Here is an 18,312-nt window from a genome sequence, read left to right as displayed (position 1 = left end):
CTAACGTACCAGTTCGTATAACAAGCGCCGACCGCACACGGGAGGTGACCGTCGTGCACGAAGGGTTCCGGCGGTCAGCGACCGTCGCCGAACGGGTGGGCGAAGCCCCGTTCGGACAGCTCACGGGCGACCTGCTTGAGGTCGGCGGCGAACTCGGCCACGCGATCCTCCGTGAAGCGGATCGTCGGCCCGCTGAGCCCGAGCGCCGCGATGACGCCGCCGGACTGGCCCAGGATGGGCGCCGCGACCGCGGACAGGCCCTCCTCACGCTCGCCATGGCTCTCGGCGTAGCCCCGGACCGCGGCCTCGTCGATCCACTCCCGCAGCCGCTTGACGTGGCCGGCGCCGTAGGGCGAGCTCTTGGCGACGCGGTCGAGCAACGCGGGCGACGCGTCGCGCAGCAGGATCTTCGCCGACGCGCCGGCCCACATGGGCAGCTCGTCGCCGACGTGGACCACGTGCCGCAGCGGCTGCGGCCCCTCCTGCTGGGCGATGCAGACCCGGTAGATGTCACGTGCGACGTAGACGTTGACGGTCTCGCGGCGGCGCGCCGCCAGCTCCCGCATCACCCGCTGCGTGTCGGGCGGCAGCTCCCAGCTGCGCTGCGCCAGGTGCGCCCACCGCCACAGGCCCGGCCCCGCCATGTAGCCGCCGGGCGTCGCCCAGAGCAGTCCACTTTGCTCCAACGTGGAGACCATGCGGAGCACGGTCGTCTTCGCCAGGCCCGTGGCGTCCACGATCTCCCGGATCGAGATGGCCGGACGCTCGGGGGTCAGCAGCCCGAGGATGTCCAAGGCGCGTTGCACGCTGCGGACACCTTGCTGATCTGCCGCCTCCACCTGGACACACCCTCCTCGCGCTCCGCGTCATGGTACCGACCGCACCGACCAGCGGTGCACCGGCCGCACGCCGATCCGCACCGGGCTTTTCACGCATGCGTAACGGTCAGGACTCAATGCCTTGCCACAGACGGGGTTGCCACGTAGGTTACAGCCAGTCCACAAGATGGTCCGAATGGTCCGTCTGGTGGTCCACTACCCCTCGCATCGCGAGCCGCCTCTCCCTCGTTCCGTCGCACACCCCGCGGCTCGCATCGTCCCTATTGGAGAGTGAGGCCGTCGTGTGCACGCATCGCACGAGGGAAAGCCGATGACGGCCGACGGCACCGCGGTGTCGCGGCGGCGTGAGCCGGCGGTGCTGCGGGTCTGGGCCTCGGTCGAGCTGGCCATCGCCTGCGTCGCACTGGTCGTCATCTTCGTCAGCGTGCTGTGGCAGGTGGTCAGCCGCTTCGTGCCGGCACTGAACTGGCCGGGAGTGAGCGAGTTGGCCGGCTACTCGTTGATCGCCCTCACCTTCATCATGGTCGGCTACCTGATCGGCAACAACGGCCACATCACCATCCAGATCATCGACTACATCGCCAAAGGGCGGGCGCTCGTCGTGGTCCGCGCGGTGTCGGCCATGTGCACCGCGGTGATCTGCGCGCTGCTGGTCTGGGAGGCGTTCGAGCTGATCCGGGCCTATCCGACCCGGCGGACCGCCGCGCTCGGCATCCCGATCTGGCTCATGTACGCGTTCCCCCTGCTCGGCTTCGCCTCCGGCACGGTGCGGGCGGTGGTCCGCATCTTCTACGCCGGCCGGGACGACGTGGTGTTCAACGCGGCGGAGGCACGATGATCCTCGAGCTCTGGATGGTCGGCGTCGTGATCGCCCTCCTCCTGTTGATCCGGGTGCCGGTCGGGCTGGCGTTCCTCGGGCCCAGCCTCTGGTGGGCGCTGGCGGACGGCACGTCCAGCGGGTTCGCGCTCAAGACCACGTTCGACGGGCTCAACAGCTTCCCGCTGCTCGCCGTGCCGCTGTTCATCCTGGTCGGCGTGATGGCCAACCGGCTGGGCATCGCCGACCGCCTCTACGAGTTCTGCCTCGCGGCGCTGGGGCGGGTGCGCGGCAACCTCGCGTACGTCAACGTCGGCTCCGCGGTCGGGTTCTCCTGGATGAGCGGCTCCGCCCTCGCCGACGTGGCCGGCCTGGGCAAGATGCAGATCCCGCAGATGGTCAAGGCGGGCTACCCGTTCAGCTTCGCGGCCGGCCTGACGGCGTCGTCGTCGCTGATCAGCCCGGTGATGCCGCCGAGCATCCCGGCGGTGATCTACGCCGCGACGGCGACGGTGTCGACCGGCGCGCTCTTCGCCGCCTCGGTGACACCGGCGTTCATCATGGCCTCGGGGCTCTGCGTCTACATCTTCTTCTGGACGGCCCGCCGCCGCGATCTGACCACCGTGCCGTTCGACCGCGGCCGGTTCGCGCGGGCCGCGGTCGGCGCCATCGGCCCAGGCCTGACGCCGGTCATCCTGCTCGGCGGCATCCTGTCCGGCACCTTCACGCCGACCGAAGCGGCGTCCGTCGCCGTGCTGTTCATGCTCGTGCTCGGCCTGTTCTACCGCGCGATCAACCTGCGCGTGCTGCTGCAGTCGCTGCGCGAGACGGCGGTCATCACGGGCGGCATCGCGCTCATCCTGGGCGCCGCCGCGCTGCTGGGCCTCATCCTGACCCGGGCCCACGTGTCACGGGACGTCGCCGAGTTCCTCACGTCGGTCTCCGACAGCCCCCTGGTTTTCATGATCCTCGTGAACCTCATCCTGCTGGTGCTCGGCTCCCTGATCGACGCCACCGCGGTCATCCTGGTCACGGTGCCGGTGCTCCTGCCGATCGCCACCGACCTGGGCATCGACCCGATCTACTTCGGCGTCGTGATGATCATCAACCTGATGATCGGGCTGCTGACCCCGCCGGTCGGCAGCGTCCTCTACATCACCAGCTCCGTCACCGGCCGCCCGGTCGACCAGGTCTTCCGCGGCGTCGCGCCGTTCCTCGTACCCCTGGTCACGGTCCTGGTCCTGATCACCGCCTTCCCGCAGCTCGCCCTCTGGCTCCCCGGAGTGCTCGGTTTCTGATCCCCGTAGCGGTCGCTGTCCTGACAAGAGAGGTAGACCCATGCATCGACCCTTCGTCGGCTGGCGCCGGACCGCCGCCGCGCTCGCCCTAGCCCTGCCCGTCGCTCTCGCCACCGCCTGCACGACACAGAACAACACCGCGCCGACAGCCGGCGAGAACCCCCAGCTGACCATCAAGATCGGCAGCTCGCAGCCGGAGAGCCAGCCGAACTTCTACTGCGGGATGAAGCTGCTCAAGGAGCGGGTCGAAGGGCAGAACCTCAACCTGACCCTGGACCTGTTCCCGAACAGCCAGCTCGGCCCCGACGCCGAGCGGTTCGCCGGCGTCCAGGCCGGCGACATCGACATCGACCTGCAGGGCGGCTCGGCGATGTCCACCGCCTTCCCGAAGATCGGCGTGTTGGACGCCGCGTACGCGTTCAACGACATCGACCACTTCTTCAAGTGGGTCGACTCCAACGGCAAGGAGTTCTTCACCGAGTTCAACGCCGCGACCGACACGACGATCGTCGACGCGTGGTACTTCGGCATGCGGACCTTCACCACGACAGCGCCCATCCGTAAGCCCGAGGACCTGGCCAGCCTGAAGATCCGCTTCCCGAACACGCCCCAGTTCCTGGCCAACGCCAAGGCGCTCGGCGCGAACGCGGTGGCCATCGCGCTCGAGGAGCTCTACCTCGCGCTGCAGCAGGGTGTGGCGCAGGGCCAGGAGAACCCGGTCGTGGCCACGCACGCCCAGAAGTTCGACGAGATCCTGAAGGTGGCCAGCCTGACCAACCACCAGGTGGGCACCCACTACGTGGTCGTGTCCGACAAGACCCTCGACAAGATGAGCCAGGCCCAGAAGGACGCCCTCTTCAAGGCGATCCACGATATCCGCGCCGAGAACCGCAAGTGCGTCGACGACGAGACCGAGAAGGTGCTCGACGGCTGGCGCGCCGAATCCGGCCGGACCGTCGTGGAGATCGACCAGGTCGACCGGGCGGCGTTCATCGCCAAGGCCGAGGCCTACTTCAACACCTACTACAAGGGTGCCGACCTCGAGCTCTACAAGAGCATCCGGGCCACCGCGAGCTGACCGCGACACCGTTCAGGGAGGGCCGGCGGCGACGTCGGCCCTCTTTCCTACAGGAGGTAGCGTGACGTCTGTCCTGATCGGACTCGTCGGTGCCGGCATCCAGCAGTCGCATGCCCCGCTGCTGCACCAGCGCGAGGGCGACCGGCAGGGCATCCGCCTGCTCTACACCACCATCGACAGCCAGCACCGGGGCCTGGCCGACGCGGACCTGCCGGATCTGCTGCGCTGGGCCCGGCGGCTCGGTTACCGCGGGCTCAACGTCACCCATCCGTTCAAGCAGCAGGTCGTGGGTCATCTGGACGAGCTGTGCGGCGAGGCGGCCGTCCTCGGCGCCGTCAACACCGTGGTGTTCGACGACGACGCGACGCGCGGCTTCAACACCGATGCCTCCGGGTTCCGGCTCAGCTTCGCCCGTTCCTTCCCGGATGCCGCCCGCGACCGGGTCGTGCAACTCGGCGCGGGCGGTGCCGGTGCGGCCGTGGCGCATGCGCTGCTGGTCCTCGGCATCGGGCGTCTCACGCTCGTCGACACGGACGCCACGCGGACCGGCCCGCTCGTGGAGACGCTGGCCCGGGAGTTCGGCGCCGAGCGCGTCACCGCCGCGGGACATGCCCGGCTGTCGGACCTGCTGGCCGCGGCCGACGGCCTGGTCAACGCCACCCCGGTCGGGATGGCGCACCACCCCGGCTCGCCGGTCGCGGTCAGCGACCTGCGCCCCGACCTGTGGGTGGCGGACATCGTCTACCGCCCGATCGACACACCCCTGCTGCGCGCCGCACGGGCGGCCGGCGCACCGACCCTGCACGGCGGAGGCATGAGCGTCTTCCAGGCGGTGGCGGCGTTCGAGCTGTTCACCGGCCGGCCCGCCGACGCGGAGTCGATGCTCGGCCACTCCACCGAGCTCCTGGCCGCGGGCCGCTAGGCGGCGGCCGGCGCGGGCAACGGGGTGTCGAGGTAGTCGCGGGCGGCCGCCACCGCCCGGCGGGCGTGCTCCTGCGCACCCACCTGGGCGACCAGCGTCGCGCGCGGGATCTCCAGGGCGAACGGCAGTCCCGGTGGCAACGCGGCCAGGATGCCCCGGACGTCGATGCCGCCCTCGCCCGGGAACAGCCGCTCGAAGCGGGCCGTGTGGATGAGCTCCTCGTCGGTCACCGGCACGCCCGGCGGGGCGTCGCACACGTGCACGAAGTGGAACCACTGCGGCGGCAGCGCGCGCAGGTCGGCGATGCTGGACCCGGACCGGGCGAAGTGCAGCAGGTCGACCAGGATCCCGGCGTTGGGCTGGTCGGCTCCGCGGAGCACCCGCACCGCCTCGCGCAGGTCCGGCGTCTCAGTCCAGGACGGGAACTCGAGGTCGACCGTCAGACCCAGCGGCCGCGCCAGCTCGCACAGCCGGGTGAACCGGTCGACCTTGCGCGCGCGGTCCGGGTCGGGCAGCTGCGCGATGACGTGGCGGGCGCCGAGCTCCGCGCCGGTCTCCAGGAACCGCTGGAAGTCGCGCGGGTCCTCCTCGGGGCTGATCCGGGCCAGCTCGATGTCGAGGACCTCGATGCCGGTGGCGGCCAGCCGGGCCTTGGTGGACCGCATCAGCGCTGGGTCCGTCGCGAGTGGATAGTGCGGCTCCTGCGGCGTGACCCGGGTCAGCCGCAGGCCCACGTAGCGGTAGCCGGCCGCGGCGGCCGCGTCGACCAGCTCCGGCGGGGAGAGGCTCAGCGCGGTCAGGTGCGCCAGCGAGTAGTCGTGCCGCTCGGGCGCCTGCGGGGTGTCCCGCAGCGCCAGCAGCCGGCGTTCACGGTGCGCCGCCATGCGGACCGGGGCGCTGCCCGGGTCGCCGAGACCTCGGTAGCCCGCGACCCGCTGGACGACGGCGAAGAAGAGCCGCGAGCCGAGCATCTCCGTGTAGAAGTGCAGGTAGGCACCGGTCTCGTCGCGGTCGTAGAGGATCGAGTGCGCGCGCAGGTCGGCGAGCAGGTCAGGCGGCAGGTCGAGCCGGGCGTCGAGGTCGGCGTAGTAGTTGTCGGGGATCCTCAGGACGGGGGCGCCGAACGCCCGCATCGCCTTCGCGCTCGCGACGGCGTCCTCGGTCCGGAACGCTACGTACTGCGGGCTCGGTATCGCCGGCGCCCAGTCGCCGCGGCGCAGCGGCGCGGTGTTCAGGGCGATCGTGACCAGGCCGGCGATGTCGCCCGCGGTGCGACCGCGGATGAGCCCGAACGGTGCCGCGATCTCGGTGGCCTCTCCGGCCCGCAGGCCGAGCACCGCCCGGTAGAACAGTGTCGTCTCGTCGAAGTCGTCGACCGAGTCGGTGAGCGAGACGTGGTCCGTCGCCGTGATCCGGCCGTCGCCCGGTGCGGTCGTCCCGGTGGTCCCGGTCGTCCCGGTCGTCTCGGTCGGCGCGAAGTCGTGCAGCCAGTTGTCGCTGCCGGGCCCGGCGCCGACGAGGAAGACGGCGGTGCCGTCGGGCGCGGCGACCGAGACCAGCTCGGCCTCCTCGGGCTGGCGCAGCCGCGGCAGCACCGGCGCGAGCAGGCGCTGCGCGCGGCGGGCGGACCGCATCGGGTCGGCGCTCTCCAGGCCGAGAGCGCAGATGGCCGCGGTGCCGGGCGCCACCCGGCTGTGTGGTGCGAAGTTCAGCAGCACCCGTGCGCGGCCCTGCTCCCACAGCTCCACCGGCTTCGACCGGTGCTGGCGCGTGTGGGCGAACCCGAGCGCGGACAGCGCGCGCCCGACCACCGGGCCGGACTGCTCGTCGACGGCGAGCTCGGTGAACACGTGCCCGCCGAGCGCCGGCGCCGACGGCAGCTCGACCGGGCGCACCCGGTCCCGGACCGCCGGCGGCGCCGCGTCACCCACCGCCTCCTGCAACGCGAGCAGCGAGCGCATGCCGTCGATGGCCGCATGCCGGGGATCGGCCTGGCGGTAGACGTCGTTGAACACCTCGAGCGAGAGCGGCCCGGCGTAGCCCGTGCTCAGCACGTGGCCGACGAAACCGGCGAGGTCGAACGCGCCGAGACCGGGAAACAGCCGGTGGTGGCGGCTCCACTCGACGACGTCCGCGGTCATCCGCGGCGCGTCCGCGAGCTGCACGTGGAAGATCCGGTCACCCGGCACGACGCGGATGCCGGCCGGGTCGTCGGCGCCCGAGAGCACGTGGAAGCTATCGAGGCAGAGGCCCAGCGCGGGGTGGCCGGCTCGCCGGACGATCCGCCAGGCGTGCGCGTACGTCCTGACGAACCGGCCCCACGCCAGGGCCTCGTACGCGATGCGCAGCCCGCGCCGGTGCGCCCGCTCGGCCAGCTCGTGCAGCTGCTCGGCCGCGAGGTCGTCGTCGTCGACCGCGTCCGGCGACACCGTCGAGCAGACCAGCAGGGTCGTGGCGCCGAGCCGCTCCAGCACGTCGAAGGTGCGCTCGGCGCGGCGGAGGTTGGCGGCCAGCACGTCCGGCGGGACCGCTTCGAAGTCCCGGAACGGCTGGTAGAGATCGATCGACAGCCCGCGCCGGGCGCACTCCTGGCGCACCCGCTCCGGCGACCAGGCGGACGCGACGAGGTCGCTCGCGAAGATCTCGACACCACGGAAGCGGGCGGCCGCCGCCGCGGCGAGCTTGTCCTCCAGCGTGCCCGAGAGGCAGACCGTGGCGATCGAGGGATGGTGACCGATGTCGTACGCCATGCGAACCGTGCCTCCCACCGGTGGGCGAGCACCGCCGTGGTGCCCGGCGACGGATGTGAACGTACCAGATAGTTAGTTAAGTCGGCGGTCCACGGAGCGGTCGCTTTATCGCCTGAATGGACCAAGGAGCGGTTGTTACCCGATCCGCAGATGGCTATGGTCTGCCTAGCAGTTCATCAGATCCACTCTATGGATGAGGTCGCGATGGGCACAGTCGACCGGCCCAGACTGCTCCAAGGAACGGCCGCACTCGCGGTGACCTCCACTGTGGTAGGCCAGCCGGCGGCCGCCCACCCACCACGAGGGATCGGCGAGCCGGGCCCGCTCGACGGCCGGCCGTTCCCGGCCTACGACTACTCGCGCGCCAACAAGCTGCCCCGCGAGATGAGCGGCTACTGGACGAAGTCGTTCGACGTCGCCGGCACAGCCAGGACGGCCAAGGTCTACCTCTCCCCCGAGACGCCCATCCGGTCCTACTACACTCGTCGGGTACGGCGGCGGCGCCCCGGCCCTGGAGGCGTGGGCGGTCGCCAACCCCCTGCAGGTCATCGCCCAGGTGTACCTCGACTCGACCGGCCTCGACGCGGCCTACCTCGCGTCCTATGCGGACCGGGAGTTCGACGGGCGCACCGACGGTTACACCCCCGTCGAGTTCCCGCCCGGGTTCACGCTGATCCGGTGCGCGCAGACCGTGCTGCCGACCTGGTACGTCCACCCGAACCGGAGCACCACCGGGGCGAGCCTCGCCTACTGGAAGGCCGCCAACGACGCCGGCACCCGGGCCCGCCACGACGGCACACTCGGCACCGTCTGGACCCAGCGCCGCGACTCCGACCGCTGGATGACGTCGTATGCCGGACCGATCGCCCAGGTGGCCGTCCAGGACCGGCGGCTTCCCGCGTACGGCCGCACCACGACACGGCAGATCGTCGACTTCCTGACCCGCTACACCCGCTACGAGAACTTCTTCGCGTACGGGAACCAGTTCTTCGAACGGGACCGGGCGCCGGTCGTGTTCGTCTGGCCCGGCAACAGCCAGACCGACAAGGTGTTCTTCGACGCCGCGCAGTGGTGGAAGGTCGCCGAGCGCGAGGGCTTCGTCCTCGTCACCGTCTGCGAGCAGTACAGCAACACCTCCGTGTCGGTCAGCCACCGCGACTCACACGCCTTCTACCGCCAGCTCCGCGACGGCGCCGAACATCCGGCCAGCGGCCGGATGATCCCCAACTACCACCTGTACGGGTACGGCGACCTCGGCTTCCTCGCCGGCGACCTGTGGGACGGCACCGACAACGCGCTCGACAGCTGGGCGCGCTACCACCTCGCGGCCAACGGTCTCGATCTATACGATGTGGACAACGCGGCCGGTGAGCGCAGCGGCTGGCACGACCGCTTCCGCACGTGGACCTGGCACCAACCGGACACGGACGTCGCCGTGCTCAAGCTGACGCGCAACGTCTACCGCTCGCACAACACGATGCCCGAGGAGTCGCCGCTGATGTGGGACTTCCTCAAGCACTACAGCTGCGAGACCGCGCCCGACGGCACGGTCGTGCGCTACCACAGCGCGTCGGCCTTCCGGCGCCCGAGGGACAAACGGCGCCTGTGAGCCCGACCGCGTACGCGGCGATCGGCATCTTCGCCGTCGCCTACGCCCTGATCGCCACGGAGAGATCCATCGCGTCGCGGCCGCGCTCGGCGGCGCGGTGCTCATGCTCCTGGTCGGCGCCACCGACGCGGACCACGCGTTCTTCTCGGCGGAGTCGGGCATCGACTGGGACGTCATCTTCCTGCTGCTCGGGATGATGCTCGTGGTGGCGGTGCTCAAACGGACCGGCGCGTTCGAGTACGTGGCCATCTGGTCCGTCAAACGCGCCCGCGGCCGGCCGTTCCGGCTCATGGTCGTCCTGGTGGTCGTCACCGCGGCGGCCTCCGCGATGCTCGACAACGTCACCACGGTGCTGCTGATCGCCCCGGTGACGTTCCTCGTCTGCGAGCGCCTCGAGGTGCCCGTGGCGCCGTTCCTCATCGCCGAAGCGATGGCCAGCAACATCGGCGGCACCTCGACGCTCGTCGGCGACCCGCCGAACATCATCATCGGTAGCCGCGGCGGCCTGACCTACCTGGACCTCCTCGTCCATCTCGCGCCGCTCGTCGTGCTGCTCGTGGCGGTGCGACCGAGGTCGCCAAGGACGTCGAATGGCCGACACTGGCGTTCTTCGCGGGCCTGTTCGTGATGGTCGGCGCACTGGTGAACACCGGCGTCATCGGCGAGCTGTCCGACGCGATCGCCGGCGCCGTCGAGGACCGGCTGCTCCTCGCGAGCATGGTCATCCTGTGGGGCTCGGCGATCCTGTCCGCGGTCGTCGACAACATCCCGTACGTGGCGACGATGAGTCCCGTGGTCGCCGATCTGGTCCACGCCAACGGGAACACGCCACAGTCGCACGTGCTGTGGTGGGCACTCGCGCTCGGCGCGGACCTCGGCGGCAACGCCACGGCCATCGGCGCCTCCGCGAACGTCGTGGTCCTCGGGCTCGCCGAACGCGCGGGCCGGCCGATCACCTTCTGGGACTTCACGAAGTACGGGCTCGTCGTCGCGGTGGTCACCGTCGCCGTGTCAACCCCGTACCTGTGGCTCCGCTGTTTCGTGTTCGCCTAGAAACGGTTCCTTCTAGGCGGCCTGTGCACCATCCAATGTGGAACTACGCATCGTGCATTGCCGCTACCCTATGTCGAAGCTGGTCGATCGGCGCGACCGGATGTCCGTTTGCCTGCCACAGAGAGGTGGCGAGTATGCCGCATCTTGGTACCAACGGCTTCACCCGTCGAAACGTTCTAGCCGCGGCCGCCGGGGCCGCCGGGGCCGTCGCAACAGGCGCGTTGGTCAGCCGGTCGGAGGCGGCGCCCAACGACTCCGCCGCCGCCCCCGACATCGACCTCGGCCATGTCGCGGGCGAGCAGTCCAGCGTCATCGAGGTCGTGCTTCCCGATCGTGACGAGTTGGACCGGCTGGTCGCGACCGGCGTCGACCTCGACCACCAGGTGAACCTCGTCGACGATCGGCTCGTCGTCCACGCGGTCATCTCACCGAACGAGGGCGCGACCCTGACCGCCATGGGCTTCACCCTGGGCAACGTGATCTACACCCCGGCCGACGCGAAGGCCCGCCTCGCCGAGCGCGAGGCGACTATCGCCGGCCACGTCGCGGCCAACGAGGAGTTCTCGGCGTCCGCCACCGGCCGGACGGCGACCGCCTCCGACGTCAAGATCATCCGCGCCGACTACTACACGCAGGGCACCACCATGGTGCTCTCGGTCGAGGCGAAATGGGCCCAGGGCCAGACGGCCACCGACACGCTCACCGTGGAACGCGACAGTGGCAAGGGCACGGCGATCGGTTCGGGCGGCACGCAGACCATCTCCCGCTTCGTCGACGCCGGCGTCTACCTCTACCACCGCGGCGCCGCGCAGGTCACCGCCCGACCCGACTACATCCGGATCACCAGCCCGACGGGCGGCATCGCCGTCGCCAAGGTGAAGGAGTGGCTGCCGACGCCGGGCCACGATCCGGAGGGACCGGGCTATCAGAAGGACTTCATCACCAGCTATCTGACCCCCACGGAGTTGTACGACCGCATCAAGGCGATCGCCGCCGAACACCCGAAGCTGGCGGAGATCGTCGAACTGCCGTACAAGACAAACGGTTATCGCCGCAAGGCGCAGGCCGTGTTCGGTTCCGCGAGCGCCAGCCGCGTCGCGGTCGACTCGCTGGCGTGGGGCCACGAGGGCGGCAACTCCATCGCGATCGAGATCGTCGATCCCGGCGGCGCCGGCCGTCCGCTGTCGGTAAGCGTGACGGGCACCGATATCCAGGTGACCCTGGCCTCCGACACCGCCGGCGCGGTGACCAGCACGGCGGCCGAGGTCGTGGCCGCGCTGAACGCCAGCCCGGGCGCCAGCGGGCTCATCCAGGCGTACACCTATCGGGGCAACACCGGTGCGGGCGTGGTCGCGCCCGCGGCGCGCACGTTGCTGACCGACGACCTGACCGCGCCGGCGAGCGTGTCCCGCGAACCGCATCCGGTCTACGCGATCCGGATCGGCAAGCATCGCAACGGTTCGAAACTGGGCGTGCTCGCGTACGCGCAGGAGCATGCCCGCGAGTGGGTGCCGCCACTGGTCACGATCGAGACCGCCGAACGCCTGCTACGCAACTACAAGCACGACTGGCGTACGCGGGAGCTCCTGGACAACCTCGACATCTGGATCGCACCGTCGATCAACCCGGACGGCGGCCACTACGCGTTCTACGACGACAACTCGCAGCGCCGCAACATGACCAACCACTGCGCGCCGACCGGGTCGGCGGACTTCCTCGCGCGCGACTCGTGGGGCGTCGACAACAACCGCAACTACACCGAATACAGCCGGTTCGACGGCTACTCCGGCGCGTCGGCGAGCTGCACGAGCGACACGTTCTCCGGGCCGAGCGAGCTCTCGGAGCCGGAGAACAAGAACCTCGACTGGCTGGCCGCCCGCCCGAACATCAAGTTCGCGATGAACCTGCACTCGTCTGGCAACTACTTCATGTGGTCGCCGGGCGCGTACGCGGTGCCGGGCCGGATCTCCGCACCGCGCCCGACGCTGGCCGAGGAGTCGTACTTCTGGAGCGCCTCGTCGCGCATCCTGACGTCGATCAAACGGCACCGCAACCTGGCCGTGACGCCGGCCCGCACGGGCCCGATCTCCGACGTCCTCTACTCGGCGGCCGGCAACTCGGGCGACATGCTCTGGTACAAGTACGACATCTACGCGTGGAACTTCGAAGTCGGCACCTCGTTCCAGCCGGAGTGGGTGGAAGCCCACGACGAGACGATGGAGTTCTCGAACGGCCTGGTCGAGCTGTTCCGCGTGGCCCGCGACTTCGACAAGGACCGCCGCAGCCCGAAGAGCAAACTGAAGGTCTCCCCCAGCCCGACGCACGGCATGGTCAGCGTCACGTTCGAAACGAACGAGCCGGCGGCGGTCTACTACACCCTCGACCGCAGCGCGCCGACGTACTCGTCGACGCTCTACGGCTCGGCCGGCATCCGAGAGGGCGCGGAGACGCTGACCGTGCGGGCCGGCACGACGATCAACTGGTTCTCGGTCGACGCGGCCGGCAACGTCGAGGACGACTACCGGCCCGGCGGCCACCGCCGGAACTACCGAACAGCCAAGGCCATCCTTCCGCGCCACTGATGAGCTAGCGAGCCGGGCCGCGGCCCCTGACGGGGTCGCGGCCGGCTCCCGAGGCGCGACGCCGGCCGATGGTTGACGTCAGCGGCCGGGTAGCGAAAGTGCATCCCCTTCGGCCTGCCGGCGATCGAGTTCCAGCTGGGCGAAGCGCACATCCGCTGGCTGCTTCAGCGGTGCGTAGCCGCCCCGGCCGGGTCCGATCCGTGTGCTTCGCACGACAGCGCATCGTGACATCAAGGTCAGCAGACCGTGCAGCGGCTGGCTCAACTGCCGTGCCTGCCGTGGCACGCCGTCGACTACGACGGTCTTGTCCTCCAGCCGGGCCGGCAACCCGGCGATGAGGCGGCGAACGGCTTGCACGCGGTCGCCGGTACCCGTGCTGTCGATCAAGCGACGAAGCGCCGAGACCCGCACGTAGAGTTGGTTGGTGTTGTACCGCGAGCCGGCTGGTCGCTCCCGTTCGCCGATCCACAACCGGCCGTCGTGGGTCGTCACCGCACCGCCTACGTCGTAGTGTCGCGCGTCGTGCGGCACCGTGTCGCTGAGGACGCGGCCATGCTCGTCCATCAGCCAGCCCTCGTCATCGCCGCGCACGGCGAGGTGACCGTCTGGACGCGGAAGCGTCGCCGACCACGCCCATGGCATGGTGACGATCACGGCGTCCGTCGCCGGCCGGTTGGCCAGGTAGCCAACCACCGCCGGGTCGACCCGGAACAGCACGTCGTAGGCGTTGGCCACCGCGAGATATTCGACGCCGACGCGCTCCCACCGTTCGAACAGGTCGGAAATCAGCAGCGCTGAGAACAGGCCCATGCTGCCGTGGGGCTTGCGACTCGGTCGGCCCGCGCGGTCGCGCAAGATTGCGTTCGTCCACGAGCGGCCAGGCGCGGCCTCAGCCAGCGTTCGGTCGAGCCGGTAGATCCCGTGTTGCCAGAACAGGTCCACGGCCACCCGGTCGGCTTGGTCGAGGCCGTCCCGCCAGTCGCGTAATCCGGCTGCGGAGGTCTCCGAGCCGAGCACCGCTAGCGGAGGCCGGTGGCCGTTCTCCGCTCCCAGAAAGCGTGAGTTGGCCAGCCTGATATCGAGCGCGGACAGCGAGCGTGCCTCGACTCTGAAAAGCCGCGCCAGCACCTTCTGTCGGTTCGGATCGATCTCCGGCAAGTGATAGCCACCGAATCGTCCACCCGTACCGCCGGCCGGGGTCAGCATGCCGACGGTGCCCGCGACGAGTGCTGCCCGGCCGGCTGCGACATCAGCTTCGGCTGGTGCGGCGATGTCCACCGGCGGCCCTGGCCGCGCGCTGGGCGGACCGTCAGTGAAGGCCGCGTCGAGCATCGGGAGGTCGACGCCGTCCGCGTAGCCGTTAGTTGCCCCGAAGACCGGCGGCACTAGACGCAAGACGATATCGACGGTGTCCCGCAGGCTGAGTCCGGCGGTGACGTCGGACAAATGACCCGTCGACTGATCGGCCACTACGTGCGGGTCGGCTGCGACCAAGGTGGTGATCTCCGACTGGGTAAGACCGGCCTCAGCGAGCTCAACAGTGAGCCGATCTGATCCGGCTGGCCCCGGTCGGATCGCGCGCAGCTCGGAGAGCGCGGCGACAAGCCCGTCGCTGCAATGCACGAGGTTGTGTCGGGAGTTCACGATGGACCTACTGGCCAGAGGCAGGTTCCCATCGACGCCGTCGCGGCGCAGCGATCCCTGCGCGCACTTGGCAGGAACGCTGTCCTCGCCCGCGAGCATCCGGCGTACGTCGGCAATCCGCGTGTTATCGCCATCGATACCCAGCTCGAAGAGCCAGGCGGCTGGCTCGAAGAGGGCGGACAGTCCCGGCACATGGCCGTTGACGACGATCACGGGAGAGCCGTCGTAGAGGCGTTCGTCGCGCATGGCGAACGCGGTCATACCGGATGCGACCCGGGAGATGCCGAGGGGCAGGTCCCCCCGGAACCACTCGTAGCGGTCCTCGCTCGGCAGCACGAAATTGGCTGCGGCGACGCCGTAACGTTCGGTCAGGTCCGCGCGGGTGATCGGCGCCCGGCCGAGCTCCCAAAGCGCCACGAAGTCGTCTGCCCTCAGGCCGTTATCGGCGATCGCCTGCGCGGCGGGGACGACCAACGATGTGTCGTAGCGGACGCCGAAGATCTCCGCGAACTCGTCAGTGTCGAATCTGTGAGCTAGCCGATCCCACAGCGCGGGCAGGGTCGGGCCGTGCCGGAAGTAGCGGGTGGCGCGCGGGTACAGCGCTGCTGCGACGTCGGCACCACGCCCGCTGATCTCATACCGGCCATGGACGGTGACGCCGAAGGCGCGAAGCCGAGCCTCGACACACGCCAATGAGACAGGGCCGAGCAGGTGCGGGCCCTTCGTGACCATGCAGAAGCGCGTCCGCTGGGGGTCGTCCGGGTCGACGTCGCCGGCTAGGGCCCCTTCCACGACCGACCGCAGCTGGTGGTCGTCCGACGTTGGCCTGCCGGCCAAGCGCCAATGTTCGCTGGCGCGCAGGACGTCGTCGAGAACCACGTCCGCGTCGATCACCGCGGTGCTCACCCAGGAGAGCCTACTTATCGCTTCGCCGGTTGCCGCGGCTCGGTGGGCTCGACTCGCCAGACCGATCGTCCGAGGCGGAGTGCGGCGAGGAAGAGTTGCGGTCCACATCGCGGATCAGCCGGAGCACAAGCTCGAACCGCTCCTCGCTCCAGTTCGGGTTCTCGGTCGCGGCTCGACCCAGACGACTAACGGTGCGGGCGAAGATGAGGCCGCGTACCTCCCGTAGGAGTCGAGGCAGGCCAAGCCCGAGGAGGCTGGCGATCACAGGCAAGGCATAAGGAAGGTAGGTGATCAGCTCTTGCGTCATCATGATCACCGCCTCGGTCCTGGTGCTTGCTTTGCCTCCGGATGATTTACGGGTTTGCGAGTAAGTGTGCGGCACGAGTGCCTCGTTTAGAACTGAGTGTGCGCCGGTCCGCACATTGAGTCAACTTTTTCGCGGCTGCGCACAACATGCGTGAAAAGACGTGAACACTACTCATGAGATTCGTTTCACGGTCTATGTGTGCGGGCCGTTGCAGTGCGCCGACGCGCGCGGATAGTCTACGATGGCCGGTGTGCGGGATGATCCGCACATGTGCACACCCCTCCTTTGAGGAGCCCGGGATGCCCGATACTGGAGTAGGGCCTGTCGTCCCTGCCGACCGCGCGCACGAGCTCCGCGCGCAAATTCGTGATCTCATTCGGAAGGCCCGACGTGACCGTGGCCTTAGCCAGGCTCAGCTCGGGTCCGCGCTGGGCCAAAACCGCTACCGGATCATCCGGCTCGAGAAGGGTGAACTCGACGTCACCGTCGACGAGGCCGATGAGCTCGATCGGATTCTGAACCTGACTGAGCTGGCCGGGCTGGTCCGCCGACTACACAAGGCGGCCGGTAACACGGAAAGCCTGCGCGACACTGTGGTGAGCAGCCTGCTGCGAGAAACGCCGACGTTGACGTCGGTGAGCATCGTAGTCGCCGACGATCTCGACGTCTTCAGCATGATCTACGACGCCGGTCGCGACGCCATGCGGCTCGACGCCCGCGAGATTAAGATCGTCTTTCCGAGCGCCGATCGGGAGCAGCAGCTGTACGGCGGCAATCCGCTGTGGGGCTACTACGAGTATCAAATCAAGCACCTCGTCGATCTACAGGGCGGCGAAGCCGGTCCGGCCGGCAACCTCCAGGTGTACGAATCGGATCGCGTGACCGGTTGCGCCGTCGTGGCAAGTACACATACCGGAACTCAATCGATCTTGTGGCCGGCGGTGCAAACCAAGGGCGGCATCCACGGAGCATGGGTGCCAGCCATGATCACCGATTCGAACGTGACCAACGAGCAGATGAAGGCCCACATCGACTACCTGCTGGAGGACATTGAGCCGCTGCGGACCAACGAGGCGTTGTGCCGCTTCGACAGCGGTTCGACCGATGCCAAGTTCACCCGCTACTTCGCGGTCGGCACGGACGAAGAAGATGACGTGGCCGGTGACGAGGGCATCGCGGTGTCTCTCGTCATGGCCATCGCGCTCTGCCCGCGGAAACACTACGGCGTCGGCAACCGCGTGATCATGTACAAGCGACCGAGTTCGCGGCACGACCACGGGCTGCTGTCGCTCTTCAGCAACAATGTCGACGACACGGACATCCGGACGGCCCGAGCACTTGAGCGCGGCAATGAGCCGGACAGGATGCGTTCTACCCGCAGCGCGTTGGCCGCCACCCTGGACATCAACGATTACCTGACCGCCAACGACGGCGTCATTCCCGAACTCGCCTCACAGCTTGCCGCCGCGCGTGAGCTCAAGATGTTCGGACTCGACGTGACGAACACGAGGCTGAAACGCGTACCGCTGCCGCCGGAGCTTCGGCTGATCCGCAAGCCCGGTTCGGACGGAACGAACCGCGCCGCTGTCGTACCCTCCCTGTTCGTCCTCACGCTCGAAACTTCCGGTCCTGAGCCGGAACTGGACGTGCTGTCCAACGCGGCCGACAGCGAGGCGGTTGGCATCGAGGACATCGCCGAGTTCGCCGCGCAGGGCCGCCTCAACACCTTTCTTGTGACGGCCCTGGAAAGCGGCTTCCTGACTGAATTGATGCAGAGATTAGAGGTGGCGAAGCGATGATGGTGCTCGACCATCTGTGGTCCAGGTCCAGGTCCAGGTCTCGGTCCCGGCCGCGGGCGGACACATGGGGTGGTGGCCGTCTGCTGCCGGGGGCGTTCCGGCCGCTGGGCATCTACAAGCCGGTCCTGGCGCTCACCATACTGCGCAGCGCCGCGACCACACCCGAGATCGTTGTCGGTGTGCGCGATCCCGAGTCCAACCGTTACCACCAGAACGTGGCCAGTGTTCCGACGCGCCGAATACACCCAGCCATCGCGCATCGGTGGATTTGGGCGCTCCGCCTCCGTCGACACACCGCGGTTTCCCGGCGCTCTGACCTGCACGACGAGGTGGCCACGCTGTTCAGCCGCAAACTTGGCTTGGCCGACCGCCAGGAACGAGGCGAAATAAGGTTCCGGATCCAGTCGCTGGCCGCCTCGCAGGGCATCAGCGTGATCGGCGAAACCAGCGACGGCCAGCCGCGCGTCGAGAAACTGACGATGTTCAACGCGGTCGTCTGGCTGGAGAAGGGCGACGAGCACCTGCCCCAGGAGACGGCGTCCTACCGTCCGCTGGTGTGGGCCGACGCGAACAACTTCATCGAGATGTCCGAGACGCGCGACACCGGCCGTCTTGGCTTGGGCTTCGAACGCTTCTTCTTCTGCGCGTACGGGCTCTGCCTGCAAACCAGCGTGCTCGCCCTGAAGCGCCTGCGCCAGACCTAACTAA

14 protein-coding genes are annotated in these 18,312 nt (G+C 69.0%); 10 read left to right on the top strand and 4 right to left on the bottom strand.

Features of this window, described 5'->3' with window-relative positions; genetic code table 11:
• Positions 1-74: 74 nt before the first annotated feature.
• Positions 75-806 carry an IclR family transcriptional regulator gene (locus CHC05_RS18830; RefSeq protein WP_245871032.1) on the bottom strand — a complete coding sequence of 244 codons (732 nt, stop codon included), beginning with the start codon at positions 804-806 and terminating at the stop codon, positions 75-77.
• A 343-nt stretch (positions 807-1,149) separates the two neighbouring features.
• Here CHC05_RS18830 and CHC05_RS18825 point away from each other — a divergent pair, with 343 nt between their 5' ends.
• The 4 genes from CHC05_RS18825 to CHC05_RS18810 all read left to right on the top strand — a co-directional run bounded on the left by CHC05_RS18825 (position 1,150) and on the right by CHC05_RS18810 (position 4,954).
• Positions 1,150-1,677 carry a TRAP transporter small permease gene (locus tag CHC05_RS18825; protein ID WP_089250591.1) on the top strand — a complete coding sequence of 176 codons (528 nt, stop codon included), beginning with the start codon at positions 1,150-1,152 and terminating at the stop codon, positions 1,675-1,677.
• Positions 1,674-2,954, top strand: a complete 1,281-nt coding sequence (locus CHC05_RS18820; RefSeq protein ID WP_089250589.1) for a TRAP transporter large permease — start codon at positions 1,674-1,676, stop codon at positions 2,952-2,954. The genes CHC05_RS18825 and CHC05_RS18820 overlap by 4 nt, the downstream gene beginning before the upstream one ends.
• A gap of 40 nt (positions 2,955-2,994) precedes the next feature.
• The gene (gene dctP / locus CHC05_RS18815; RefSeq protein ID WP_089250587.1) at positions 2,995-4,032 is read left to right on the top strand and encodes a TRAP transporter substrate-binding protein DctP; all 1,038 of its coding nucleotides are present in this window, start codon (positions 2,995-2,997) and stop codon (positions 4,030-4,032) included.
• Between the two features lie 61 nt (positions 4,033-4,093).
• Positions 4,094-4,954: a shikimate dehydrogenase gene (locus CHC05_RS18810; protein WP_089250585.1), complete on the top strand. Its 861-nt coding sequence runs from the start codon at positions 4,094-4,096 to the stop codon at positions 4,952-4,954.
• Here CHC05_RS18810 and CHC05_RS18805 read toward each other — a convergent pair.
• A complete protein-coding gene (locus CHC05_RS18805) occupies positions 4,951-7,704 on the bottom strand; it encodes a TIM barrel protein (RefSeq protein ID WP_179266258.1) in 2,754 nt (917 codons plus the stop codon). The two genes, CHC05_RS18810 and CHC05_RS18805, sit on opposite strands and share 4 nt — an antisense overlap.
• A gap of 556 nt (positions 7,705-8,260) precedes the next feature.
• On the opposite strand from CHC05_RS18805, the gene CHC05_RS18800 reads away from it, so the two are divergent.
• The 4 genes from CHC05_RS18800 to CHC05_RS18790 all read left to right on the top strand — a co-directional run bounded on the left by CHC05_RS18800 (position 8,261) and on the right by CHC05_RS18790 (position 12,948).
• Positions 8,261-9,313, top strand: coding sequence for a hypothetical protein (locus CHC05_RS18800; RefSeq protein ID WP_089250583.1), 1,053 nt, complete (start codon positions 8,261-8,263; stop codon positions 9,311-9,313).
• Positions 9,314-9,416: 103 nt separating this feature from the next.
• On the top strand, positions 9,417-9,941 hold the full coding sequence (locus tag CHC05_RS43060) for an SLC13 family permease (protein ID WP_281257688.1): 525 nt from the start codon (positions 9,417-9,419) through the stop codon (positions 9,939-9,941).
• The gene (locus CHC05_RS43055; RefSeq protein ID WP_281257687.1) at positions 9,914-10,366 is read left to right on the top strand and encodes a sodium:proton antiporter; all 453 of its coding nucleotides are present in this window, start codon (positions 9,914-9,916) and stop codon (positions 10,364-10,366) included. Before CHC05_RS43060 ends, CHC05_RS43055 begins: the two co-directional genes overlap by 28 nt.
• A gap of 134 nt (positions 10,367-10,500) precedes the next feature.
• Complete coding sequence (locus CHC05_RS18790; RefSeq protein ID WP_089250581.1) at positions 10,501-12,948, top strand: M14 family metallopeptidase; 2,448 nt, start codon at positions 10,501-10,503, stop codon at positions 12,946-12,948.
• Between the two features lie 78 nt (positions 12,949-13,026).
• Here the strand turns inward: CHC05_RS18790 and CHC05_RS18785 are convergent, their stop codons facing one another.
• A complete protein-coding gene (locus CHC05_RS18785; RefSeq protein ID WP_089250579.1) occupies positions 13,027-15,498 on the bottom strand; it encodes a hypothetical protein in 2,472 nt (823 codons plus the stop codon).
• 10 nt (positions 15,499-15,508) lie between these two features.
• Positions 15,509-15,880: a hypothetical protein gene (locus tag CHC05_RS18780; RefSeq protein ID WP_144022664.1), complete on the bottom strand. Its 372-nt coding sequence runs from the start codon at positions 15,878-15,880 to the stop codon at positions 15,509-15,511.
• Positions 15,881-16,104: 224 nt separating this feature from the next.
• Between CHC05_RS18780 and CHC05_RS18775 the strand changes: the two genes are divergently transcribed.
• Complete coding sequence (locus CHC05_RS18775; protein ID WP_144022663.1) at positions 16,105-17,604, top strand: helix-turn-helix domain-containing protein; 1,500 nt, start codon at positions 16,105-16,107, stop codon at positions 17,602-17,604.
• Positions 17,601-18,308, top strand: a complete 708-nt coding sequence (locus tag CHC05_RS18770) for a hypothetical protein (protein ID WP_089250573.1) — start codon at positions 17,601-17,603, stop codon at positions 18,306-18,308. Before CHC05_RS18775 ends, CHC05_RS18770 begins: the two co-directional genes overlap by 4 nt.
• The last annotated feature ends 4 nt before the right edge of the window (positions 18,309-18,312 follow it).

This window comes from Asanoa hainanensis, from assembly GCF_900188485.1.
Classification (GTDB): Bacteria; Actinomycetota; Actinomycetes; order Mycobacteriales; family Micromonosporaceae; genus Asanoa; species Asanoa hainanensis.
Note: the sequence above shows the minus strand (reverse complement) of the source record. Positions and strands in the feature narration are given on the sequence as shown.